We start from the raw sequence: 24,051 nt of genomic DNA on the forward strand, positions 1-24,051 counted from the left end.
GTCCCGCGCCTAGGCCTTCGGCAACATGGTCAGCACCATGCGGAACTTGACGTCCCCGGACTTCATGCGCTGATAGGCTTCGGCCGCACGTTCCAGCGGCATGGTTTCGATGCGTGGACGCACGCCGGCCAGCACGCTGAAACTGAGCGTCTTTTCATTGTCATACGGCGTGCCGGTGATCGAGCCGAGCACGCCGCGTTCGCCCACCACCAATTTACCGGAAGACACGAGCAGCGGGTCCTTGCCCGCGCCCAGCACGACCAAGCGTCCGGCTGGCGCCAGGCCATCCATCAGCGCCGTCACGGCAGCCGCGCTGGAGACGGTGGTGATGACCGCCTGCGCCCCGCCATGCGCTTGCAGCACGGCGGCCGCATCCTCGGCCAGGCTGTCGACATACACGTGCGCGCCCAGCTCCAGGGCGTCCTGCGCAATGTCGTTGCCGCGCCCGATCGCCACCACCTTGAAGCCCATGCGGCGCGCATACTGCAAGGCCATATGCCCCAGGCCGCCGATTCCCAGGATGGCGACCGTATCGCCCGCCTGCGCCCCGCTCTTCTTGAGCGCATTGAAGGTGGCGAGGCCCGCGCACAGGATGGGTGCCGCCTCTTCCGCATCGAGCTGCCCGGGAATGGACACCAGGCCGGTGGCGCGCGCGAGCATCATCTCGGCATAGCCGCCGTCGCGGCTGGCGCCCACGAACGGCTGGTCCTGGCATAACTGGAAACGGCCTTGGCGGCACGGCGGGCAGGCGTTGCAGTGGCCGCCCAAACGGCCGACGCCGACGCGCTGGCCGATTTTCCAGATGCCCGGCGTGTGTTCGCCCAGCGCGACGATGCGCCCGACCACCTCGTGACCGGGCACGCGCGGCGGCTGCAGCGCCGGGTCGGCGCCGTCGATGTCGGCGCTGTCGGCGCCACAGATGCCGCAGGCTTCGACGGCGATCAAGACTTCGCCCACGCCAGGCAGTGGCGTGGTGCGCTCGACCAGTTCCAGCACGCCGGGGCGGCTCACTTGCATGGCGCGGTAAGTTGCTTTCATCTTCATTCTCCTTCGTTGAGTTAAGTCACAGAATTGCCGGGCGCCACGGTGGGCGCGCTGGCGCGCTGCTGCCCCCCTTGCCAGGCTTGCACGCCCAGAGCGGCCGCCTCGACCGCGCCGGCCAGATAGCCGGGAAAGCGCGGCGACCATTCGCTGGCGATGGCCGTCAGGCAGCCCTGCCAGGGACCGGCCGCAGGCGCCGCTGCCGGGGCGTGGCCATGCTCGCCGCCGGCGTCGAGGTCGGCGGCGGTGGCGGTCAGCACGTCCTGCGACCAGTCCTTGATGGCATCGGTGCGCGGCGCGGCCGCTTGCGGGCCGAACAGCCGTACCAGCTGGGCCCGGCAATGCGCCAGCAAGACCCCGTCGTCCAGGCGCTGGCGCGTGCGTGCCGGCACGGCCAGGAAACCGAACAGGGCCGCGCTGCCGCCCGGCATCGAGGCATCATGGATCTCGCCCAGCGGCCCACTCTGGCTGCGCGCGGAGCCGGACAAACCCTGTTCGCGCCAGAACGGCCGCTCGTAGACGGCGACGTACTTCGCATGGGGCGCCATCCAGGTGGCGCTGGCGCCCCACTCGCGCGCCAGCGCCGCAGGCAGGGCCGGTTCGTACGCGATGCCGGCGGCAGCCAGACGCGGCGGCAATGCCAACAGCACGTGTCCGGCGCGCCACGCGGTGACGGCGCCCGCCGCATCCGCGCTCGCCACTTCGACGTAATCGGCCGCATGGCGCAGGCGCAGCACCTGTTGTCCGGTGACGATGCGCGTGCTGCGCAAGGTGCCGTGCAAGGCATCGGTCAGCGCATTCATGCCGCCAATCAGGCGCATCGACGGCGGCGCGCTCGCGTACGTGCGCATGCGCACCGGCGCCTCCACCGCCGCGCGCTGGTACAGCATGTCGCCCTGGTCGTACTGGGCGAAGCGTTGCAGTCCCAACTCGTTGACCAGACGATGCAGCTCACGCTGCTGCTCGGGCCAGAACCAGGCCGGGCCCAGGTCGAAGCGGTCGCTGCCGCCATCTGCCTGCATGCCGGCGATACGCCCGCCGATGAAATCGCGCGCTTCGAGCACGACCACATTGGCCACGCCCAGCCGCTCCAGCAGGTGGGCCGCGTACAGGCCGCTCAAGCCGGCGCCGATAATGATGATGCGTGCGTGTTGCATGCTGAGCCTTTCAAAGTCGTGTCCGCCACATGCCGGACTTTCAGGTAGACGGTGGCTCCCTGCGCACCGGCAACGATGGCGGGCAAGGCGCCGGCAGGCAGGCGCATCCAGCTGCGCGGCGCGCAGGCATGCTGGCGTGCGCGCACCTCGCCCTCGAGCACCAGCAGTTCCAGGCCGCCGCCTGCCTCGGCCAGCAAGGCTTCATGCGGCGCCAGCCGCTGCAGGCTGACCTGCTCGGCAGCATCGTCGAACAGCGGGCAGACGGCCCGCCCCCGCTCTTCGCGCCAGTTGGCGGGGTCGCGGGTGTCGATGCGGACATGGCGCTGTTCCTGCGACTGCATCTGCTGCAACTTGACGAAAATCACCGCCCCCGCGCCGCTCGACGGCCGGTGGCTGGAGCCGGGCGGATTGCGCAAATACCAGCCGGCGGGATAATCCACGCCGTCTTCGGAAAACGTGCCGTCGAGGACCAGGATTTCCTCGCCGCCCGGATGCCGATGCGGCGGGAAGAAGGAATCGGGCGCATAGCGCACGATGCTCGTTGCGCGCGCTTGCTCGGCGCCGATGCGATCGAGCATGATGCGCTCGACGCCGCCCTGCGGCGACGCAATCCAGCGGTACTGGTGCGGCGCCAGGATGACGGGGCGCGAAAAATCGGCATTGATCAGCATGGCAAACTTCCAGAGTTGAAAAAACGGCCACCGCCAGCCAAGGCATGGCGCCCTGACCGGTGGTGGCGGCGGCCAGCGCTTACTGCTTCGGCAGTTGCTGGTAGGCTTCCATCACGCGCGCCGAATACGTCAGCGCCGCGCCGGTATTGAGCGCGATCGCCACGCCGAGCGCTTCGGAAATTTCTTCCAAGGTCGCACCGGCTTCCACCGCTTTCCTGGTGTGCACCGAGATGCAGCCGTCGCAACGCGTGGTGATGGCCACCGCCAGCGCGATCAGCTCGTGGATCTTCGGCGCCAGGTGGCCGGTCTTGGCGGCGGCGCCATCGATGGCCATTACGCCGCGCATCACGTCGGGGCTCTGTGCGGCGTAATCGCCGACTTTTTCGAGCAGGGAGTCGCGGTAGGTATTCCAGTCTTGCATCATGATTGTTGCTCCATAAAAAGGGAATAGTAGGTAGCAGCGGGCGGGTGCCCGCTTATGCCACGGTATAAATGCGCACGTCGGGCGCCGCGGCTGCGCGGTTGGCGTCAGCGATCTTGGGGCAATTTGCAGATAGGCCATGCGATGCGCCCTGTTTGCACAGTGACGAAAAAGCAGGGCAAGGCGGGCTTGCCCCAGGTATTTAGTTGCGGCCGGCCATCACGCCACCATCGACGTCCCACACCGCGCCGGTGACCCAGGCGGCCTTGTCGGACAGCAGAAACGCCACCACTTCCGCCACGTCCTGCGGCGTCCCCACGCGGCCGATCGGGTGGAAACCGTTGAAGCCCTGCAGCGCCTCATGGACATCCGCCTTGGGAATAAAACCTTCGTAGATAGGCGTCTGCACGACGGCTGGCGAGACGGCGTTGACGCGGATCTGCTTTGACGCCAGTTCCATCGCCAGATGCTGGGTCAGCGAGTGCAGGCCGGCCTTGGCCATCGAATACGCCGACGATGGCGTGGCGGCGATCGCCTGCTTGCCCCACATCGAGCCGATGTTGACGATCGCTCCCGGGCGTCCGCCGGCGACCAGGTGCGCGGCCACCTTTTGCGTGATGAAGAACAAGGCCTTGTTGAGATTCATGTACTGGTCGTAGTCGGCGGCGCCGTGCTCGAGGAACGGTTTGGGGAAGAACACGCCGGCCGCGTTGACCAGCAGATCGATGTCCGGATGCTGTTCGTCCAGCGTTTTGAGCAGCGCGGCCAGGCCCGCGTCGCTCGACAGGTCGGCGGTCACGGCCCACACCGTGCCGAGGGCCGACAATGCCTTGCGCGCCTCTTCGGTTTTCTCTGCGAGGTGGCCGACGATCACGGCGCTGCCGCCTTGCTCCAGCACCACGCGTGCCGTCGCCAGACCCATGCCGCTGGTGCCACCCACGACCAGCAGTTTCTTGCCTTCGAATTGCTTGCTCATTTCCATTCCTTTCCTATACCCGCCGTCCAGGCAGGCGCTGTTGAAGAAAAACTTCCGTGCAGTTGTGTACTGCCGCGATGCAATGCATTCTGCGCTTGCCTACGCACTGGAACAAACCAGATTAAATGTCAGTCATTGAAAGAAAATCTTTAGCGGCACGGCCGCGGAGTGACTAGAATAGGCACGCAGAGACGCGCAATCACGCGATACCATGGAAGAAAATCATGAAGACACCGATCCATCTGAACGCCTTGCGGGCATTCGAAGCCAGCGCCCGCCACCAAAGCTTTTCGGCCGCCGCCGCTGAACTCAACGTCAGCCCGGCCGCCGTGGGCCAGCTGGTGCGCACCCTGGAAGACTGGCTGGGCGCGCCGCTGTTCCATCGGCACACGGCAGGCAAGACGCGCCTCGTAGTGACTGACGTTGCGGAGCGCGCCCTGCCGGATTTGCGTGCCGGCTTCGACCGCTTGCTGCTTGGTCTGGAAAGACTCAAGGAAGGTTCGCTTAACGGGGTGCTGACGGTGACCGTCAGCCCCGCCTTCGCCGCCAAGTGGCTATTGCCACGGATCGATCGCTTTCAGACGGTCTGCCCGGAAACCGACGTGCGGCTCGATACCAATCTGAAGGCGGTCGATTTTGTCTCGCAACGCATCGATATCGGCGTGCGCTACGGCACCGGCAACTGGCCGGGACTGAGCGCCGACAAATTGATGGATGAAGAAGTCTATCCCGTGTGTTCACCTACGTTTCTGCAACAGCATGCGCCATTGCGGCAGCCGGCCGACTTGGCGCGGCAAACGCTGATTCACGACCTGTCGATGGATGGCCATGGCGATTTTCCAACATGGGAAGCGTGGCTGCACAAGGCAGGCGTACGCGATAGCGCCAGCGCGCGCGGCATGAAGATCAACAACTCGGCAGCGGTGCTGCAGGCGGCGGCCGAAGGCCACGGCGTGGCACTGGCGCGCAGCGTGATGGCACATGACGATATCGCTTCCGGACGGCTGGTGCGCCTGTGCGGCACGGTAAGCTTTGTCTCGCCGCTGGCCTACTACATAGTCTACCGTCCGGAGTCCGCAAGCCTGCCACGGCTGGCGACATTTCGCGACTGGCTGCTCGAAGAGGCGAAAAAGTAGACAGGCGCAGTGTCACGACAGTCAGGCTGTTTGCCCCTGACATGCAAATAAGCATTGACCCAATCTGCACGTTTACGTATATTCATGCACATTCCTGCACGTTTATAAGTTCAACATGTCCGCCACCCTGCTACTCAAACAGCGCCACGCGCTGATCCAGCAACAATTGCAGGCCGACGGCCGCGTGCTGGCGCTGGACCTGGCGCGCCAGCTCGACGTTTCCGAAGATACGATACGCCGCGACCTGCGCGAGATGGCGGCGGCTGGCTTGTGCCAGCGCGTGTATGGCGGTGCACTGCCGCTGGCGCCCGACGGCGGGACCTTGACTCAGCGCAAGCAGGAAGCGCCAGAACGCAAGGCGCGTCTGGCGCAGGCGGCCGTGTCCCTCGTACGCGCAGGGCAGGTGCTGTTTCTTGATGCGGGCTCGACCAACCTGGCCATCGCCAGCGCCTTGCCACAGTTGGCGCTCACTGTCATCACCAACGCGCCATCGATCGCCATGGCGCTGATGGAACGCCCGGAAATCGAACTGATCATGGCTGGCGGCAGGGTCGACCGCCGTGCCGGCGCCAGCCTGGGGCCGCAGGCGCTGCGCACCGTCGAACGCATGCATCCCGACCTGTGTTTCCTCGGCGCTTGCGGCGCCGATGCCGACGCGGGCGTAACGGCGTTCAACTACGACGAGGCCGAGTTCAAGCGCAGCATCGCCGGCGCCAGCAAGGCGGTCGTCGTGGCCGTCACCAGCGACAAGCTGGGCACGGCCGCGCCCTTCGGCGTGCTGGCCACGGGCTTGCTGCAGCACCTGGTGCTGGAAGCCGATGCCGATGCGGTCCACGTGGCCGCCTTTGAACGGCTGGGCGTGCAAGTGTTGCGCGCCCACGCCTGATTTTATCCACCCGACTCTTGAAAAGCTCACCCATGCATCTCACCGGCATCCTGCAGCAACGCGCCACGCGCCTGGTCTTTTTCGCCGCCGGCCTAGGCATGGCCGCCTGGGCCCCGCTGGTTCCCTACGCCAAGTCGCGCCTGGGCCTTGATGAAGCGACCCTCGGCATTTTGCTGCTGTGCCTGGGCGCCGGCTCGCTGTGCGCGATGCCGTTTACGGGCATGCTCACGGCACGCTTCGGTTGCCGCAAGGTCATCGTCGGCGCCGGCCTGCTGCTGACCGCCGTGCTGCCCGGCCTGGCGCTGGCAGCCACGCCGCTGCAGCTGGGCCTGGTGCTGCTGGTATTCGGCGCGGCCATGGGCACGTTTGACGTGGCCATTAATATCCAGGCCGTGATCATCGAAAAGGCCAACGGCGGCGCCATGATGTCGGGCTTTCATGCCCTGTTCAGCGTGGGCGGCTTTGCCGGCGCGGCCTGCATGGCCCTGCTGCTGTGGCTGGGACTGACGCCGGCCTGGTCCTGCGTGGTGGTGATGTTGCTGCTGTGCGGCGTGCTGGGCGCGGCGCAAGGCCATCTGCTGCCGACGGCGTCCGCCTCCGGCGAAAAGACGCCGCTGTTCGTCATGCCGCATGGCGCCGTCATTTTCATCGGCTTGCTGTGCTTTATCGTCTTCCTGGCCGAAGGCGCTATCCTCGACTGGAGCGCCCTGTTCCTCACCACCACGCGCGGCGTGGAAGAAGCCAAGGGCGGCCTCGGTTACGCGGCCTTCGCCATCGCCATGACGGTGGGACGCTTCACCGGCGACAAGGTGGTCAGCCGCTTTGGCGGCAAGCGGGTGCTTACTGTTGGCGGCCTGTGCGCGGCGGCAGGCTTCTTCCTGGCGGTACTGGCGCCGCATGCCAGCCTGGCCATGCTTGGGTTCGTGCTGATCGGCCTGGGCGCGGCAAATATCGTGCCCATCCTGTTTACGGCGGCGGGCCAGCAGCATGCCATGCCGGCCAGCCTGGCGGTGGCGGCCATCACCACCATCGGCTATGCGGGCATCCTGGCCGGCCCGGCCGTGATCGGTTTTGTCGCGCACGCCACCAGCCTGAATATCGCCTTCGCCATGCTGGGCGCCGCCCTGCTGCTGGTGGCGGCCAGCGCGCGCCTGGTGGCGCCGGCAAAACAGGCATCCTGATCGTCCCTCCTGCCTGCCGCAAGGCGCTAAAAAAGCGCCGCCCGGCAGCGCCCAATAAGGTCCGCGGGCCTGCGGCGTGGTAAGCTTCGACCCCGCGCACATTGCTGGCGCCATGCACTCCCCCCATCCTGCCACTTATACTCGTTTATACATCTATGGATCTCATTCTTGCGTTAAAAGCCATCATCATGGGGCTGGTCGAAGGTTTCACCGAATTCTTGCCAATTTCGTCCACGGGCCACCTGATCCTGGCCGGCAGTCTGCTCGATTTCACCAAGGATGTATCGAAGGAAGTCATGGATGTCTTCGAGATCGCCATCCAGGCCGGCGCCATCCTGGCCGTGTGCTGGGAATACCGCCAGCGCATCGGCAGCGTGCTGTCCACCTTCGGCAGCGAGGTCAAGTCGCGCAAGTTCGTGCTCAACGTGGCCATCGCCTTCCTGCCGCTGGCCATCATCGGCCTGGCTATCGGCAAGATGATCAAGCATGCGCTGTTCAAGCCAGTACCGGTCGCCATGGCCTTCATCATCGGCGGCATCGTGATCTTGCTGGTGGAGCGCCGCGCGCGCACCAACCCCGTCACCGTGCGCGTCAACTCGGTCGATGAAATGACGCCGTTCGACGCCCTGAAAGTGGGTTGCGCGCAGGCGTTCGCGCTGATTCCCGGCACCAGCCGTTCCGGCTCGACCATCATCGGCGGCATGCTGTTGGGCCTGTCGCGCAAGACGGCCACCGAATTCTCGTTCTTCCTGGCCATCCCCACCCTGCTGGCGGCGACCTTCTACTCGCTGTATAAAGCGCGCGACATCCTGTCGACCACCGACGTGCCCCTGTTCGGCCTGGGCACCGTGGCCGCCTTCATCTCCGCCTTCCTGTGCGTGCGCTGGCTGCTGCGTTACATCAGCTCGCACGACTTCACGTTTTTTGCCTGGTACCGCATCGTGTTCGGCTTGCTGGTCCTGGCCAGCGCCCACTACGGCTGGGTTGTTTGGGCAGAATAAGGCACTATGAATCAAGATCTTGAGCAGCGCGCGCTGCACCTGCTGCAAACCGTTTTCGGCTACCCGGCCTTCCGCGGCCAGCAAGCCGACATCGTCGACCACGTCAGCCATGGCGGCGACGCGCTGGTGCTGATGCCCACGGGCGGCGGCAAGTCGCTGTGCTACCAGATTCCCGCGCTGCTGCGCGACGGCGTCGGCGTCGTCGTCTCGCCCTTGATCGCGCTGATGCAGGACCAGGTCGACGCGCTGGAGGAAGTCGGCGTGCGCGCCGCCTTCCTGAACTCCACGCAGACCTACGAAGAAGCGAGCCGCATCGAGCGCCTGGTGCGCACGGGCGGCATCGACGTCGTCTACGTGGCGCCCGAGCGCCTGATGACGCAGCGCTGCCTGGACCTGTTCCAGGCCTCGAAGATCGCCCTGTTCGCCATCGACGAGGCGCACTGCGTGGCCCAGTGGGGCCATGACTTCCGACCTGAATACATCAAGCTGTCGGTGCTGCACGAGCAGTTCCCGGACGTGCCGCGCATCGCGCTCACGGCCACGGCCGACCCGCAGACGCGCGCCGAAATCGCCCTGCGTTTGCAGCTGGAAGACGCGCGCCAGTTCGTCTCGTCGTTCGATCGCCCGAACATCCGCTACCAGATCGTGGAAAAGGCGAATGGCCGCAAGCAGCTGCTCGACTTCATCAACACGGAACACGCGGGCGACTGCGGCATCGTGTACTGCCTGTCGCGCAAAAAGGTCGAAGAGACGGCGGAATTTCTGAACCAGAGCGGCATCCGCGCCCTGCCGTATCACGCCGGCATGGAGTACGCCAAGCGCAGCGCCAACCAGGCGCGCTTCCTGCGCGAGGAAAACATCGTCATGGTCGCCACCATCGCCTTCGGCATGGGCATCGACAAGCCCGACGTGCGCTTCGTCGCGCATCTGGATCTGCCGAAAAGCATCGAGGGCTATTACCAGGAAACGGGGCGCGCGGGCCGCGACGGCATGGCCGCCAACGCCTGGATGGCGTACGGCTTGCAGGACGTGGTGCTGCAGCGGCGCATGATCGACGAATCGGAAGCGGACGACACCTTCAAGCGCGTGCTGGGCGTCAAACTTGACGCCATGCTGGGCCTGTGCGAAACGCTCAGCTGCCGCCGCATGCGCTTGCTCGAATACTTCGGCGAACCGGCTTCGCCGTGCGGCAATTGCGACACCTGTTTGGTGCCGCCCGTGTCGTTCGATGGCACGGTGCCCGTGCAAAAACTGCTGTCGGCCATCTACCGCGTCGACCAGCGCTTCGCAGGCGGCCACGTGATCGACGTGCTGCGCGGCGTGGAATCGGAACGCATCAAGACCTGGCACCACGATTCCTTGTCGGTGTTCGGCATCGGCTCGGACCTGGGCGAAGCGGAATGGAAATCGATCCTGCGCCAGGCCATCGCGCTGGGCCTCGTCTCGGTCGACCATGAACAATACAGCTCGCTGAAGCTGACGGACGCCTCGCGCCCCGTGCTCAAGGGCGGCCAGAAGGTGCAGCTGCGCCAGTACCAGAAACCGGTGAAAACCAGCAAGCGCAGCACCAGCGTGGCGAAAGGCTATGTCGAGACGGATTTGTCCACCAGCGAACAGGCGATCTTCGACAAGCTGCGCTGGTGGCGCGTGGAGACGGCGCGCACGCACAATGTGCCCGCCTACGTGATTTTCGTCGACGCCACCCTGCGCGAAATCGCCAAAGCCAAGCCCACTTCGCTCGAGCAGATGCGCGGCGTGAGCGGCGTGGGCGAGAAAAAACTGGCTTCGTACGGCGACGAAATCGTCGCCATGATTCTGGAGATGATTTGATGGAAGCACTCTCGTCCGACCTGATTTATCAGGCCGTGAAAATCCTCGGCGCCCAGCCCGACGCGGACGACGCGGTGGAAGCGCAAGTACGCGCCCTGGTGCAGGACGACCTCACCGTGCGCCGCCTGGCCGACGTGGTGCCGGAAGCTTTCGGCCTGGTGCTGGCATCGCACCTTCCCGGCGCCGAAAACATGACCTTGCCCGACACTTTCTGCGCGCAGGACGAGGACGGCGAATGGGTGGAGTTCCCGTTGCGCCGCGAGCCGATCTTTGTCGTCGCCGCGGACATCGCCCAGCACACCTTCCACAACGGACCGCGCGCGCTGATACAAAACCTGGCCGACCGCAGTTCCCTGCTGTCGGCCATCAACAAGGCCTTGAACGCGGGCGGCTCGCTCGATGGCACGACCCTGGGTCCGCCGTCCTTCTTCGGCCTGCCCGCCGCCCTGTACCAGCCGGCGGTATCGGCTGATACGCCCTGAGCACTGCACCTTGCGTTTGCCCTTGACAAGAGAACGGTCCCGCGATGGAAACCAAATGGCTGGAAGACTTCATCTCGCTCGCTGAAACGCATAATTTCAGCCGTTCCGCAGCCCTGCGCCACGTGACCCAGCCGGCCTTTTCGCGGCGCATCCAGTCGCTGGAAAACTGGCTCGGCATCGACCTGGTCGACCGCACCTCCTACCCCACGCGCTTGACGCCGGCTGGTGCCGTGTTCTACGAACAGGCGCTGGAAATGCTGGGGCAGATCAATGGCGTGCGCGCACTGTTGCGCGGCAAGCGCGCGGCCACGCAGACGAGCGTCGATTTCGCCGTGCCGCACACCCTGTCGCTGACCTTCATGCCGAAGTGGCTGACGGCGCTCGAAGTTGGTTTCGCGCCCATCAACAGCCGCCTGATGGCCCTGAACGTGCACGACGCCGTGCTGCAGCTGGTCGACGGCGGCTGCGACCTGCTGCTGTGCTATCACCATCCGCGCCAGCCGGTGCAGCTGGACCCGGGCCGCTACGACATGCTGGTGATGGGCCGCGAAACCCTGCGCGCGTATGCGCGCTGCGGCCAGGACAAGGTGCCGGACTTCGTCCTGCCCGGCAGCGCCAAGGAGCCGCTGCCCTTCCTTTCCTACACCAGCAACGCCTACCTGGGACGCATGGTGGAATTGCTGCTGGCCGACGCCAAGGCGCCCCTGTTCCTGGAAACCTGCTACGAAACGGACATGGCCGAGGGCCTCAAAATGATGGCGCTGGAAGGGCGCGGCATCGCTTTCCTGCCCGAATCGGCCGTCATGCGCGACGTCAAGTACAAGCACCTGGCGCGCGCCGACGGCGGCGCGCCAGGCTGGGAAATCGAGCTGGAAATCCGTTTATATCGCGAGCGCCCGTCCAGCCTGCGTCCGGGAAAGCAGATCGTCGAAAGCCTGTGGCAATACCTGGTGCAGGCGCAGGAAAGCGCCGCGCGCGGCGGGAAAAAACGCCGGCGCGCGGCTGTCCCCCCAACTCCCTCCTGATCTCTCAACTATGCAATAAATGCATAACCGGATGCGCACAAAGCATTGGCCGGGGCATGATGCTATCGCCTACGATGCGGTTCCGCTGCGCGCAGCTGCATCTCGGCTGTGCCTCTAACGTATTCGTATTGTCAGGAGCTTATCAAGCATGACCAGCAAGCACGCACTTCCTTCCTACCTCAATCCTGAAGACCTGGGCCCATGGGGCGTCTACCTCGAGCAGATCGACCGCGTTACGCCGTACCTGGGTAACCTGTCGCGCTGGGTGGAAACGCTGAAGCGTCCAAAGCGCATCCTGACGGTCGACGTGCCTATCGAGCGCGATGACGGCACCATTGCCCACTACGAAGGCTACCGCGTGCAGCACAACCTGTCGCGCGGCCCGGGCAAGGGTGGCGTGCGCTTCCACCAGGACGTGACCCTGTCGGAAGTGATGGCCCTGTCGGCCTGGATGACGGTCAAGAATGCAGCCGTCAACGTGCCATACGGCGGCGCCAAGGGCGGCATCCGTGTCGATCCGAAGACCCTGTCGCGCAACGAACTGCAACGCCTGACCCGCCGCTACACGAGCGAGATCAGCATGATCATCGGACCGAACAAGGATATCCCGGCGCCGGACGTCAACACGAATGAGCAAGTCATGGCCTGGATGATGGACAGCTACGCCATGATCGGCGGCAATATGTCGACCGGCGTGGTGACCGGCAAGCCGATCTCGCTGGGCGGCAGCCTGGGTCGTCGCGACGCGACGGGCCGCGGCGTGTTCGTCGTCGGTTGCGATGCGGCCGCCAAGGTCGGCATGTCGCTCGAAGGCGCGAAAGTCATCGTGCAAGGTTTCGGCAACGTGGGCGGCGTCGCTGCACGCATGTTCGCTGAAGCGGGCTCGAAAGTGGTCGCGGTACAAGACCACAAGACCACCGTCGTGCACTCCGGCGGCCTGAACATCCCGCAATTGCTGGCACACGTGGCCGAAGTGGGCAGCGTCGAAGGCTTCCCGGGCGCCGAGGCATTCGTGCCACGCGAAGATTTCTGGGGCATCGATTGCGACATCCTGATCCCGGCCGCGCTGGAACAGCAGATCACGGCCGAACGCGCACAAGTCATCCGCGCCAAGATCATCCTGGAAGGCGCCAACGGCCCGACCCTGCCGGCAGCGGACGACATCCTGACCGACCGCGGCGTATTGATCGTGCCGGACGTGCTGGCCAACGCCGGCGGCGTGACCGTCAGCTACTTCGAGTGGGCGCAGAACTTCTCGAGCTTCTTCTGGACGGAAGAAGAAATCAACAGCCGCCTGACCCGCATCATGCGCGAAGCGTTCGATTCGGTATGGCAAGTGTCGCAAGAGAAGAAAGTATCGATGCGTACCGCGACCTTCATCCTGGCGTGCACGCGCGTGCTGCAAGCGCGCGAAGTGCGCGGCCTGTATCCATAATGGCTGCCTGAGAAAAAGCCCAAGGCGTTGTTGCCTGCCCCTCGCCGTACTAGCGTACTGTCTTCGGGGCGGCGCCTAGCCCTGGGCATTTTTCAGGCGCCATTGGGTTTCTGGCAATCTAAAAAAATCCCGCTACACTTTGCGTGTGAGCGGGATTTTTTACGTCTGCCGGATTTTCTACACTGCGTAGCCTTGCGGGTTCTGGTGCTGCCAGCGCCAGTGGTCTGTACACATGTCGTCGATGTTTTTCTGCGCTTGCCAGCCCAGCAGCTCCTTGGCCTTGTCGGCCGAGGCGTAGCAGCTGGCGATGTCGCCAGGGCGGCGCGGCACGATGTCGTACGGTACCTTGCGCCCGCTGGCGGCCTCGAAAGCACGCACGGTGTCGAGCACGCTGTAGCCGTGGCCCGTACCCAGGTTGACGGTAAAGCCGCCGTCAGTGGAAAACAGGCGATTCAACGCGGCCACATGGCCCAGCGCCAGGTCGACCACGTGGATGTAATCGCGCACGCCCGTGCCATCCGGCGTATCGTAATCGTTGCCGAAGACGGCCAGGCGCTCGCGGCGGCCCACGGCCACCTGGGCGATGAAGGGCATCAGGTTGTTCGGGATACCTGCCGGATCTTCGCCGATCAAGCCGCTGGCGTGTGCACCGACCGGATTGAAATAGCGCAGTACGCCGACTTGCCACTGCGCATCGGCATGCACGAGATCGGCCAGGATCTGCTCGACCATCAGTTTCGAGCGGCCGTATGGATTGGTCACGGACAGGCGCGACGTTTCCAGGATCGGCAAGGCTTCCGGGTCGCCATACACGGTGGCCGACGAGCTGAAGACAAAACGCTTCACGTTCGCCGCCGCCAGCACTTCCAGCAAGGCCACGGTGCCCGTCACATTGTTGTCCATGTACATCAAAGGCTGGGCCACGGATTCGCCCACGGCTTTCAAGCCCGCGAAATGGATCACCGCATCGATGGCGTGCTCGCGCAGGACGGCGGCCATGGCCGTGCGGTCGCGTACGTCAGCCTCGTAGAAAGGCACGCTTTTGCCGGAGATGCGCTCCACGCGCGCCATCGCTTCGCGCGCGCTATTGCACAAATTATCCACCGCGACGACATCAAAGCCGGCAGCGAGCAATTCGACGCAGGTATGCGAACCGATGAAACCGGATGCGCCGGTCACGAGTATTTTCTTGGCCATAATGTCAATCAATGCAAAAAAGATAAGACTACCTGAATTCGTCCGGCCTGCCAAGCCGGCACACCAGACGAATCGCCATTTGGCATAAAAAAAGCCTGCGGCGCGGTGGCGGCAGGCTGATTCTGTTCCGGTACACGGGCCGACAGCCCCCAGCGCATTCGCGCTTATTTCTTGATGAACACCAGATCCCACACGCCATGGCCCAGCTTCAAGCCGCGGTTCTCGAACTTGGTCAGGGGACGGTACGCCGGTTGCGGCGCATAGCCGTCGGCACTATTGTGCAACTGGGGCTCGGCGCCCAGCACGTCCAGCATTTGCCCTGCGTAATCTTCCCAATCGGTGGCGCAATGCAGATAACCGCCCGGCGCCAGGCGATCGGTCAATTGTTTGACGAATGGCGACTGAATCAGGCGGCGCTTGTTGTGGCGCGCCTTGTGCCATGGATCGGGGAAGAAAACGTGGATGCCGGCCAGCGAATTGGCCGGTATCATGTGCGTCAGCACTTCCACCGCATCGTGCTGCAGCAGGCGCAGATTCGTCAGCGATTCTTCGCCGATCAGCTTCAACAGGCTGCCGACACCGGGCGTATGCACTTCAACACCGATGAAATCCTTCTCCGGCATGGCTTTGGCGATATGCGCGGTCGTCGCGCCCATGCCAAAACCGATTTCCAGGATCACGGGTGCCTTGCGGCCAAACACCTGCTCAAAGTCCATCGGTTCTTTGGCGAAAGGCACGAGGAACTGCGGCCCCAGGGTCTCGAGCGCGCGCGCCTGCGCGACAGACAGCCGTCCCGCGCGGGTCACGAAGCTGCGGATGCGGTGTTCGGTCGGATCGTACATCATCGGCCGCGCCGGGCCGTTTGCTGGGGTATCAGAAGACATGGGAATGAAGAAATAAGTGGCCGTGCCGCATAAAACCAGGCGCCAGCGAAAAATGGAGCGGGTGAAGGGAATCGAACCCTCGTCGTAAGCTTGGGAAGCTTCTGCTCTACCATTGAGCTACACCCGCGAAGCCTGCATTTTACGCGGGATGGCAAGAACTTGGCAAACTTGTAGATCGCATTCGAGTTCCTCAGGAATTCTCGCGGTATTTGACAAAAAAGACAGAGAGCGGCATCGGCGCGGCAGCATTTTTGTTGATAGAGAACAACATCGTGAGCGGTCAGGCAGCATGAATGGGCTCGAACACGACTAAAATAGAATAAATTGTTGTTGTCTTGAACTGTGTGGCACAGACTAGCAAGAGAAATGTTGCTACAATCGCGTGACAGTTTAGCATTCCCGCTGTTCAACCTAAAAGGAAATCCCATGAAGAAAATTCTGATCGCTTCGGCAATCCTGTGCTTCGCTTCCGCACAAGCCATGGCTCAATCGGCACCAGCTCCTGCACCAGCAGCAGCTGCACCAGCAGCTGGCGCCGCTGCCGGCACCACCGTTGCCGGCCTGAGCGTCAGCACCATGATCGCAATCGGCGCAGCAGTTGCCGTTGTGGCCGGTGCAGCAAGCTCGGATTCGACCACCGCGCACACGACCCCAACCCACCATTAATACCTGGCTGTCCAGGCAGCGACAGGTAGGCCTATCCTGCAGCTTGATGTCGAGCCGAAAGGTGACGGCCTGGTGCCGCAATAGTTGATATACATGAAATAAGTCGACTATTGCATAAAAGCCCTTTTCATTTGAAAACGGGCTTTTTTCTTTTTAGAAAATAACGAAGAGGCTGACGTCAACTTTTCTGTTTTGATGGACGATGCAATATTGCGCGTGCATACATACGGTATCCATTTATCCATTAAGAAATCCAGCTGACATGTTCGTGAGATACCCTATTCAAGCGCCTCGCTCACCATGAAGAACCAGCCCTTTTTCAAGCGCATGGGATTTGCCTTGAGCGGCATTGCCGCCGCCCTGCGTCTCGAATCGAGCTTTCGCTTGCAATGCCTTGCCGCCTTCTTGGTCGTAATCGTGCTCGCCTGGAGCAAGCCGGTAATGATCTGGTGGGCACTGCTGCTACTCAACTGTGGCCTAGTACTGGCAGCTGAACTGTTCAATACGGCGCTTGAACACTTGATTGACCACCTGCATCCTGGCCTGCACCCCAGCATCAAGATCGTCAAGGATTGCGCCGCAGGGGCTGTGTTCATTCTCAGCATGAGTGCCGCCTGCATTTTTGTTGCTTTTTTGCTGGAAAAATTTTCCAGTTGAGTAGCTATAGCTGCCAAGCAAATTACAATGCATGGTTCGCCAAGGCGCCTCCCCTGTCCACGTCAACATTCGAGGCGGCGAGACGAAATACATGAATTTCTATAATTCATTAAAATAATGCCTTTTTGAAATATTTTATCTTTACCAATACTGATTTTCAGCACGCCTTGTGGCTTGCATGACAATTACATAAAACAATAATCGCTTATTTTCAAGCGGCTAACGACTCAGTTTTCCTCTAGCGAAGCTGTTTTAATTTTTGAATTGATGCGTAGATGAATACTCCCCTTGTACCAGTGATTCTTTGCGGTGGCTCCGGCACACGCTTGTGGCCCCTGTCCCGCGAAGGCTACCCTAAACAGTTCTTGCGTTTGTCTGGCGAGACCAGCATGTTGCAGCAGACACTGCAACGGCTGACTGGTATTGAAGCCTTGGCGCCGGCTTTGCTGGTATGCAATGACTCGTCGCGTTTCATTGTCGCGGAACAGTTGCGTGAGATAGGCCTGAACAATGCCCGCATGGTGCTCGAACCGATGCGCCGCAATACGGCGCCGGCCATTGCCACAGCTGCCCTGCAAGCCATGGAAAACGGCGACGACCCCATCCTTCTCGTATTGCCGTCCGACCATGTCATCCTGGATACACCAGCGTTCCACCGCGCCATCAAGCTGGCGCGCGATGCTGCGGAACAAGGTAACTTGCTCACCTTCGGCATTTCCCCGACCGGACCGGAGACAGGTTACGGCTATATCCGCGCCGAGGGCGGTGCAGCTGGCCAGGTCCAGCGTATTGTCGAATTCGTCGAGAAGCCTGCCCTGGCGCTGGCGGAACAATATATTGCCAGCGGCGATTATTTCTGGAATAGCGGAATGTTTGTGTTCCGCGCCAGCCGTTACCTGGCAGAACTTGAACGCTTTCAGCCTGTCGTCGTCGCGGCGTGCCGGGAAGCGCTGGCCAAGGCGAAAAGCGACCTCGATTTCATCCGCCTGGACCACGATGCCTACGCCGCCAGTCCCGATATCGCCGTCGATTACGCCGTCATGGAGCGCACCAGCCATGCGGCCACCGTCGCGCTCGACGCCGGCTGGAATGATATCGGTTCCTGGAAAGCCGTACTCGACGTGGCGAAAAAAGACGCCAACAACAATAGCGCCCACGGCGATGTGTTGATGCAGGATTGCAATGATTGCCTGGTGCATGGGAATAGCCGCCTGGTGACCGCCATCGGCATGCGCAATACCGTCATCGTGGAAACGGCCGATGCCGTGCTGGTCATGGATGCGGATCAGGCGCAACATACCAAGACCTTGGTGGCGCAGTTGATTGCCAAAGACCGTGCTGAAGCCACCATGCACCGCGAAGTGTTCCGTCCGTGGGGATCGTACGATTCCATCGGCAACGGCGAGCGCTTCCAGGTCAAACGGATCACGGTCAAGCCTGGCGCCAAGCTGTCATTGCAAATGCATCACCACCGTGCCGAGCACTGGATCGTGGTATCCGGCACTGCCCAGATCACCAATGGCGACAAGGAATATTTGCTGACCGAAAACCAGTCCACCTACATCCCGCTCGGCGTCGTCCATTCCCTGGCGAACCCCGGCAAGCTACCACTGGAATTGATTGAAATTCAATCGGGTAGCTACCTTGGGGAAGACGATATTGTCCGCTTTGAAGACCGCTACGGCCGCGCTTAAACAAGCAGATACGTCATCCCCACACATGCGGTACCAAGAATTCACACTGAAGTTTATAAGGTTTAGCAAGGCATCATGAAACCAATCGAAGGCATCTTTGTACAAGAAGTGAAATGGTATTGCAGCAGTAGGGCAGAGAAATATTTTCTCACCTTTGCCGATGCAGTTGCCATGTTCATGGCATTCTGGTTTGCTGGCAAGTGTACGCTCGATGCCAGCGACTTGAACAGCTTCGGACTGGATAGCTCGCGCCTGCTCAGTTACAGCCTGCTATCCGTGGTAACCCTGGCGATCTTCAAGCTGAAGGGCCATCATGCCAAACGCCGTCCGTACTCGAATGAAATCAAGGAACTCCTGAAGGTTTCCATGGTCATGGGCTTGATTGACGCGGCCCTGGTCTTCCTCGACAAGCGCGACTCCTCTCGCGAGGCACTATTGGCCACCTGGCTGTTGGTGCCGTGCTGTGTCTTGCTGCTGCGCGGCCTCTTCAAATACCTGCTGATGAAAACTGGTGGCTGGATACGGCCTATGGTCATCATCGGATGGGGAGACAATGCCTTGCAAACCGCGCGCGCCTTCGATGAGGAGGCGTTAATGGGCTATCGCCTGATTGCGTTCCTTATTCCCGAGGGCCAAGAGCGCCTGGAACATCATTATGTGAATCGCAGCAAACAAGCGGTGCCTTGCATTCAACTGGGCGAGAACCCGGAACAAACGCTCAAGTTACTGGGTGACCCACATACGGTTGTCGCCTTGGAGCAAGGCGGTATCGATGCCTATCAGGGTATGATCCAGCAGGTCAGCCGTTGTGTTGCCAATGTGCAAGTGGTACCTGCCGTACGCGGTCTGCCCCTGTACGGCATGGAAGTGAACCATTTCTTTGCACATGAAGTGCTGCTACTGACCATGCGCAACAACTTGGCGCGGCCAGGCTTGCAACTGATTAAGCGCTGCTTTGATCTGATAGCCTCGATCGGCGTGCTGATCGTTGGCGCCCCCATCTTGCTGTGGATCGCGGCCAAGGTCATGGCATCGGGCCGTCCCATCTTCTATGGCCACAAACGCGTCGGCCAGAATGGCAAGCATTTTCTCTGCTACAAATTCCGCACCATGGCCGTGAATGCCGACGTCTTGCTCAAGGAGTTACTGGAGCGCGATCCTGCAGCCCGTGCCGAATGGGACCGTGATTTCAAACTGAAAAACGACCCTCGCATTACCTCGATCGGCCACTTCCTGCGCCGGACCAGCCTCGATGAACTACCTCAGCTATGGAACGTGCTGAAAGGCGAAATGAGCCTGGTCGGACCGCGCCCGGTTGTCGATGCGGAACTGGAGCGGTATGGCCCCCAGGTAGACTATTACCTAGAAGCCAAGCCTGGTGTCACGGGTCTTTGGCAAGTCAGCGGCAGGAATGACGTCAGCTATGACACGCGCGTTTATCTGGATGCATGGTATGTCAAGAACTGGTCTTTATTCAATGACATTGTCATCCTGCTGAAAACGGTTAAAGTCATTTTCAAGAAAGATGGCGCGTATTAGTAAGGTTATTAATTAAATAATTTCATTTAAGAATTTAATTGCCCTCGCTCTCAAGACAATTTATCGACGGGGCATTGTGGCAATGTTCCAGAAAAAGGATAGCAGCATGATTTTAGTGACTGGCGGCGCCGGCTTCATCGGTTCCAATTTTGTACGCGACTGGCTGGCGCTCAACGATGAGCCCGTAGTAAATTTTGACAAACTGACCTATGCTGGCAATCTCAGCAATCTAGCCAGCCTGGAGCAAGACCCGCGACATATCTTCGTACGCGGTGACATTTGTGATACCGCCCACATCTCCCGCCTGCTGGCGGAACACCAGCCCCGCGCCATCGTGCATTTTGCCGCCGAGAGCCATGTCGACCGCTCGATCCATAGCCCCGGTGAATTCATTACGACCAACGTGAACGGCACATTCAACCTGCTCGAAGCCGCGCGCGCCTATTGGTCCGGCCTGACAGGCGAGGCCAAGGATGGTTTCCGTTTCCTGCACGTCTCGACCGATGAAGTGTATGGCACCCTGGGGCCGAATGATCCGCCGTTCACGGAAACGACGCCGTATGCGCCCAACAGCCCTTACTCGGCATCGAAAGCGGCGTCAGATCATCTGGTGCGCGCCTATTTCCATACGTACGGCATGCCGGTGCTCACCACCAACTGCTCGAACAACTATGGCTCCTTCCATTTCCCGGAAAAACTGATTCCGCTCATCATCAGCAATGCCCGTGCCGGCAAAGCCTTGCCTATCTATGGCGATGGCATGCAAGTGCGCGACTGGCTGTACGTGGGCGACCATTGCTCGGCGATTCGCCGCGTGCTCGAGGCGGGACGCCTGGGCGAGGTCTACAATGTGGGCGGCTGGAATGAAATGGCCAACCTGGAAGTCGTGCACACCCTGTGCGATATCCTCGACACGCTCGATCCCAAGACATCCGGCAGCTATCGCGAACAAATCACCTATGTACAGGATCGTCCAGGCCATGACCGCCGCTACGCCATCGATGCACGCAAGATCGAGCGCGAACTGGGCTGGAAGCCGGCCGAAACCTTCGCCACCGGCATCCGCAAGACCGTCCAGTGGTACCTGGACAACCAGGCCTGGGTACGCGATGTCCAGTCGGGCGACTACCTGAAGTGGGTGGAGAAAAACTACGCGGCGCGCGATACGGCCCAGGAGCAGCAATAATGGCAACCACCATTGAACGCAAAGGCATCATCCTGGCCGGTGGTTCAGGGACGCGCCTGTATCCCGTCACCATGGCCGTATCGAAGCAACTGCTGCCCGTATATGACAAGCCGATGATCTACTATCCGCTGACCACCCTGATGCTGGCCAGCATACGCGATATCCTGATCATTTCCACACCACAAGATACGCCGCGCTTCCAGGAGTTGCTGGGCGACGGCAGCCAGTGGGGTATCAGCCTGACCTATGCCGTGCAACCGAGCCCGGATGGCCTGGCACAGGCGTTCATCATCGGCAAAGAGTTTGTCGGCGATGCACCATCGGCGCTGATTCTGGGTGACAACATCTATTACGGGCACGACTTTGAATCTCAGTTACGCGAAGCCTCGGCACGTACCAGCGGCTCGACCGTGTTCGCTTACCATGTGCACGATCCGGAACGCTACGGCGTCGTCGATTTCGATGCGCAGCGGCGCGCCATCAGCATCGAAGAAAAGCCGCTCAAGCCTAAATCGAACTACGCCGTCACCGGCCTGTATTTCTACGACAGCCAGGTATGCGATATCGCCGCCGGCATCGCCCCGTCCCCACGTGGCGAGCTGGAAATCACCGACGTCAACCGGGTCTACCTAGAACGCGGTCAGTTGAACGTTGAACTGATGGGGCGCGGCATGGCCTGGCTCGATACTGGCACGCATGAGTCCTTGCTGGAAGCGGGCCAGTTCATCGCCACCATCGAAAATCGCCAGGGACTTAAAGTAGCTTGCCCGGAAGAGATCGCCTATCGTAAAGGCTATATCGATGCCGCCAAACTGGAGCAACTGGCCCAGCCATTGAAAAAGAACACCTATGGCCAGTATTTGTTGCGCTTACTCGACGACAAGATATTCTGAGGCGCTCCACGCCTTCCACTTAGTTCATACCGTACTAATCATAGACCATGCAAATTCAGACCACAGCATTACCTGACGTGTTGATACTCGAACCCACCGTATTTGGTGACGACCGCGGCTTTTTTTATGAGAGCTTCAACAAAAAACGCTTCGCAGAACTGACCGGCGTGACACGCGAGTTTATACAAGACAATCACTCCAAGTCTGCCAAGGGGGTATTGCGTGGTCTGCATTATCAGATCCAGCATCCACAAGGCAAACTGGTGCGCGTCACGGCTGGCGAAGTATTCGACGTCGTCGTTGACCTGCGAAAAAGCTCGTCAACGTTCGGAAAATGGCTCGGCGTCGTGCTGTCGGCCACGAACAAACGCCAGTTGTGGGTGCCGGAAGGTTTTGCCCATGGTTTCGTGGTCACCAGCGAAAGCGCTGAATTCATCTACAAGACCACCGATTACTGGGCGCCGGAGTTTGAGCGTTGCGTCTTGTGGAACGATCCGGCGATCGGCATTGACTGGCAGTTGGATGGTGAGCCACTACTGTCCGGCAAGGACAAGGCCGGGACGCTGCTGGTCAACGCCGACGTATTTGCCTGATCCAGAACCCCTATCTGTACGACGCCGCCGGGCGGCGCCGTAGTCACCACTATAAAAATCACCTATGACTCGTATCTTACTCACAGGAAAAACTGGCCAAGTCGGTTATGAACTTGAACGCAGCCTGCAAGGCTTAGGCGAAATCATCGCCGTCGACCGCAGCCAAATGAACTTGGCCGATCTGGATCACGTGCGTGACGTGATCCGCCGTATCAAACCGACGCTGATCGTCAATCCCGCTGCCTACACCGCTGTCGATAAGGCCGAAAGCGACGTCGAGTTGGCGATGCGCATCAATGGCGAAGCACCGGCCGTCATGGCGGAAGAAGCCAGTAAACTGGGCGCCGCCATGATTCACTACAGCACCGATTATGTATTTGATGGCACGAAAGAAATGCCATACACGGAAGATGATCCCACCTGCCCCATCAACGTCTACGGTCGCAGCAAGCTAGCCGGTGAACAGGCGATCACGGCCACCGGCATTGCACACCTGATTCTGCGCACTAGCTGGGTCTACAGTATGCATGGCAAGAATTTCTTGCTCACGATGCGTCGCTTGGCGCAAGAGCGCGATACGCTGAGCATTGTTTCCGACCAATATGGCGCACCAACGTGGAGCCGTACCATCGCCGACACCACCGCCCACATCATCGCGCAAAGCCTGACAGCGCAAGATCCATATGCCTGGTTGCAACAACACGCCGGCATCTATAATCTGAGCGCGCAAGGTCAGACCACGTGGTTCGGTTTCACCGAAGCGATCATGGGACATCCATCGATCGAGAAAAAGCCGCTGTTGAAAGCGATCCTGGCGCAAGACTATCCCGTACCGGCCAAGCGTCCGGTCAACTCGCTGCTGTCTTCACAACGGCTGATTGATACCTTTTGCAATTTGCCACAATGGCGAGATGCACTAAGGCTATGCCAAGGCTAAAGGCTTTCTACGAAACGATCCTCCCGCTAAGTAATCCTCGGTACGCGTCAAGACAGTTGTCGCATAAATCTATTTTAGAATGCATCGATTTTTCCTTTCTTCAACAGGTCATTCGGCGTGACGCTGGTCAAGTTTGGACGGAGGGTTAAGCCAAACCTCGTCGGCCAGCTGCCAGGCGCGTGGCGACAGTTTCCAGCGCAACGGATGGCGCTCCCGCGCCTGCGCGTAGACCTCGCGCCGTTGTTTCAGAACGGCGTCGGCAACGCCGCTGTGGCGCTGTTCTTCGACCACAGGCTTGTTATGCGGCGCTCATCTGGCCAAGCGCGTACTCTTTCTTCTCGTTGGTGTATTTCGTCATCGTCAAATCCATCGCCCTAGGGCAGATTAGAACTCCAAATCCTGGAGGTGACAACTATTTTGACAGAGGGAGTACATGGTAAGTCCCACGATTCGGTTCCATAGAAAAAAAATGGTTACAACGTTGTGCAGCAATCTCTTATCTACAACAGAACCACCATGCACTCGCCTTGGATCTTATAGTCCTCATTTCAGCATTCAAAGAA

24 protein-coding genes and 1 tRNA gene are annotated in these 24,051 nt (G+C 61.0%); 16 read left to right on the plus strand and 9 right to left on the minus strand.

Annotated elements, in window-relative coordinates; genetic code table 11:
* Positions 1 to 9: 9 nt before the first annotated feature.
* The 5 genes from GYK42_RS04405 to GYK42_RS04425 form a co-directional block, all read right to left on the minus strand.
* Complete coding sequence (locus GYK42_RS04405) at positions 10 to 1,038, minus strand: alcohol dehydrogenase (RefSeq protein WP_166446481.1); 1,029 nt, start codon at positions 1,036 to 1,038, stop codon at positions 10 to 12.
* 20 nt (positions 1,039 to 1,058) lie between these two features.
* Positions 1,059 to 2,198 carry a flavin monoamine oxidase family protein gene (locus tag GYK42_RS04410; protein ID WP_166446482.1) on the minus strand — a complete coding sequence of 380 codons (1,140 nt, stop codon included), beginning with the start codon at positions 2,196 to 2,198 and terminating at the stop codon, positions 1,059 to 1,061.
* Positions 2,159 to 2,869, minus strand: a complete 711-nt coding sequence (locus GYK42_RS04415) for a cupin domain-containing protein (RefSeq protein ID WP_166446483.1) — start codon at positions 2,867 to 2,869, stop codon at positions 2,159 to 2,161. The genes GYK42_RS04410 and GYK42_RS04415 overlap by 40 nt, the downstream gene beginning before the upstream one ends.
* 79 nt (positions 2,870 to 2,948) lie before the next feature.
* Entirely contained in the window at positions 2,949 to 3,293 is a 345-nt protein-coding gene (locus GYK42_RS04420) for a carboxymuconolactone decarboxylase family protein (protein ID WP_070311714.1), read from the minus strand.
* Between the two features lie 199 nt (positions 3,294 to 3,492).
* Positions 3,493 to 4,266: an SDR family NAD(P)-dependent oxidoreductase gene (locus GYK42_RS04425; protein WP_166446484.1), complete on the minus strand. Its 774-nt coding sequence runs from the start codon at positions 4,264 to 4,266 to the stop codon at positions 3,493 to 3,495.
* 224 nt (positions 4,267 to 4,490) lie between these two features.
* On the opposite strand from GYK42_RS04425, the gene gcvA reads away from it, so the two are divergent.
* The 8 genes from gcvA (at position 4,491) to GYK42_RS04465 (ending at position 13,242) form a co-directional block, all read left to right on the plus strand.
* Positions 4,491 to 5,402: a transcriptional regulator GcvA gene (gcvA, locus tag GYK42_RS04430; protein WP_166446485.1), complete on the plus strand. Its 912-nt coding sequence runs from the start codon at positions 4,491 to 4,493 to the stop codon at positions 5,400 to 5,402.
* Between the two features lie 115 nt (positions 5,403 to 5,517).
* Entirely contained in the window at positions 5,518 to 6,288 is a 771-nt protein-coding gene (locus GYK42_RS04435; RefSeq protein ID WP_046684438.1) for a DeoR/GlpR family DNA-binding transcription regulator, read from the plus strand.
* Positions 6,289 to 6,320: 32 nt separating this feature from the next.
* Positions 6,321 to 7,469 carry an MFS transporter gene (locus tag GYK42_RS04440; protein WP_166446486.1) on the plus strand — a complete coding sequence of 383 codons (1,149 nt, stop codon included), beginning with the start codon at positions 6,321 to 6,323 and terminating at the stop codon, positions 7,467 to 7,469.
* Between the two features lie 155 nt (positions 7,470 to 7,624).
* Positions 7,625 to 8,470: an undecaprenyl-diphosphate phosphatase gene (locus tag GYK42_RS04445; protein ID WP_166446487.1), complete on the plus strand. Its 846-nt coding sequence runs from the start codon at positions 7,625 to 7,627 to the stop codon at positions 8,468 to 8,470.
* Between the two features lie 6 nt (positions 8,471 to 8,476).
* Complete coding sequence (gene recQ, locus GYK42_RS04450; RefSeq protein WP_166446488.1) at positions 8,477 to 10,300, plus strand: DNA helicase RecQ; 1,824 nt, start codon at positions 8,477 to 8,479, stop codon at positions 10,298 to 10,300.
* Complete coding sequence (locus GYK42_RS04455) at positions 10,300 to 10,782, plus strand: hypothetical protein (RefSeq protein ID WP_166446489.1); 483 nt, start codon at positions 10,300 to 10,302, stop codon at positions 10,780 to 10,782. Before recQ ends, GYK42_RS04455 begins: the two co-directional genes overlap by 1 nt.
* 44 nt (positions 10,783 to 10,826) lie before the next feature.
* The gene (locus tag GYK42_RS04460; RefSeq protein WP_166446490.1) at positions 10,827 to 11,807 is read left to right on the plus strand and encodes a LysR family transcriptional regulator; all 981 of its coding nucleotides are present in this window, start codon (positions 10,827 to 10,829) and stop codon (positions 11,805 to 11,807) included.
* Positions 11,808 to 11,955: 148 nt separating this feature from the next.
* A complete protein-coding gene (locus tag GYK42_RS04465) occupies positions 11,956 to 13,242 on the plus strand; it encodes a Glu/Leu/Phe/Val family dehydrogenase (protein ID WP_034745922.1) in 1,287 nt (428 codons plus the stop codon).
* Positions 13,243 to 13,419: 177 nt separating this feature from the next.
* Here the strand turns inward: GYK42_RS04465 and galE are convergent, their stop codons facing one another.
* From galE to GYK42_RS04480, 3 genes are all read right to left on the minus strand, one after another.
* Entirely contained in the window at positions 13,420 to 14,439 is a 1,020-nt protein-coding gene (galE, locus tag GYK42_RS04470; protein ID WP_166446491.1) for a UDP-glucose 4-epimerase GalE, read from the minus strand.
* Positions 14,440 to 14,603: 164 nt separating this feature from the next.
* The gene (gene trmB / locus GYK42_RS04475; protein WP_166446624.1) at positions 14,604 to 15,284 is read right to left on the minus strand and encodes a tRNA (guanosine(46)-N7)-methyltransferase TrmB; all 681 of its coding nucleotides are present in this window, start codon (positions 15,282 to 15,284) and stop codon (positions 14,604 to 14,606) included.
* A gap of 92 nt (positions 15,285 to 15,376) precedes the next feature.
* A tRNA-Gly gene (locus GYK42_RS04480) sits at positions 15,377 to 15,450 on the minus strand.
* Between the two features lie 299 nt (positions 15,451 to 15,749).
* Between GYK42_RS04480 and GYK42_RS04485 the strand changes: the two genes are divergently transcribed.
* The 8 genes from GYK42_RS04485 to rfbD all read left to right on the plus strand — a co-directional run bounded on the left by GYK42_RS04485 (position 15,750) and on the right by rfbD (position 23,488).
* The gene (locus GYK42_RS04485) at positions 15,750 to 15,989 is read left to right on the plus strand and encodes a hypothetical protein (RefSeq protein ID WP_139143361.1); all 240 of its coding nucleotides are present in this window, start codon (positions 15,750 to 15,752) and stop codon (positions 15,987 to 15,989) included.
* A 300-nt stretch (positions 15,990 to 16,289) separates the two neighbouring features.
* Positions 16,290 to 16,646, plus strand: a complete 357-nt coding sequence (locus GYK42_RS04490; RefSeq protein ID WP_166446492.1) for a diacylglycerol kinase — start codon at positions 16,290 to 16,292, stop codon at positions 16,644 to 16,646.
* A gap of 275 nt (positions 16,647 to 16,921) precedes the next feature.
* Entirely contained in the window at positions 16,922 to 18,340 is a 1,419-nt protein-coding gene (locus GYK42_RS04495) for a mannose-1-phosphate guanylyltransferase/mannose-6-phosphate isomerase (RefSeq protein ID WP_166446493.1), read from the plus strand.
* A gap of 75 nt (positions 18,341 to 18,415) precedes the next feature.
* Entirely contained in the window at positions 18,416 to 19,879 is a 1,464-nt protein-coding gene (wbaP, locus tag GYK42_RS04500) for an undecaprenyl-phosphate galactose phosphotransferase WbaP (protein ID WP_166446494.1), read from the plus strand.
* A 106-nt stretch (positions 19,880 to 19,985) separates the two neighbouring features.
* Positions 19,986 to 21,065, plus strand: coding sequence for a dTDP-glucose 4,6-dehydratase (rfbB, locus tag GYK42_RS04505; RefSeq protein WP_166446495.1), 1,080 nt, complete (start codon positions 19,986 to 19,988; stop codon positions 21,063 to 21,065).
* Positions 21,065 to 21,958, plus strand: a complete 894-nt coding sequence (gene rfbA / locus GYK42_RS04510) for a glucose-1-phosphate thymidylyltransferase RfbA (protein WP_166446496.1) — start codon at positions 21,065 to 21,067, stop codon at positions 21,956 to 21,958. The genes rfbB and rfbA overlap by 1 nt, the downstream gene beginning before the upstream one ends.
* A 47-nt stretch (positions 21,959 to 22,005) precedes the next feature.
* A complete protein-coding gene (gene rfbC, locus GYK42_RS04515) occupies positions 22,006 to 22,551 on the plus strand; it encodes a dTDP-4-dehydrorhamnose 3,5-epimerase (protein ID WP_166446497.1) in 546 nt (181 codons plus the stop codon).
* A 64-nt stretch (positions 22,552 to 22,615) separates the two neighbouring features.
* On the plus strand, positions 22,616 to 23,488 hold the full coding sequence (gene rfbD / locus GYK42_RS04520; RefSeq protein ID WP_166446498.1) for a dTDP-4-dehydrorhamnose reductase: 873 nt from the start codon (positions 22,616 to 22,618) through the stop codon (positions 23,486 to 23,488).
* Positions 23,489 to 23,596: 108 nt separating this feature from the next.
* On the opposite strand, the gene GYK42_RS04525 is transcribed toward rfbD, so the two are convergent.
* A complete protein-coding gene (locus GYK42_RS04525) occupies positions 23,597 to 23,779 on the minus strand; it encodes a hypothetical protein (protein WP_166446499.1) in 183 nt (60 codons plus the stop codon).
* Between the last annotated feature and the right edge of the window lie 272 nt (positions 23,780 to 24,051).

It is taken from the genome of Janthinobacterium lividum (genome assembly GCF_011601275.1).
GTDB classification, from domain to species: domain Bacteria; phylum Pseudomonadota; class Gammaproteobacteria; order Burkholderiales; family Burkholderiaceae_D; genus Janthinobacterium; species Janthinobacterium lividum_E.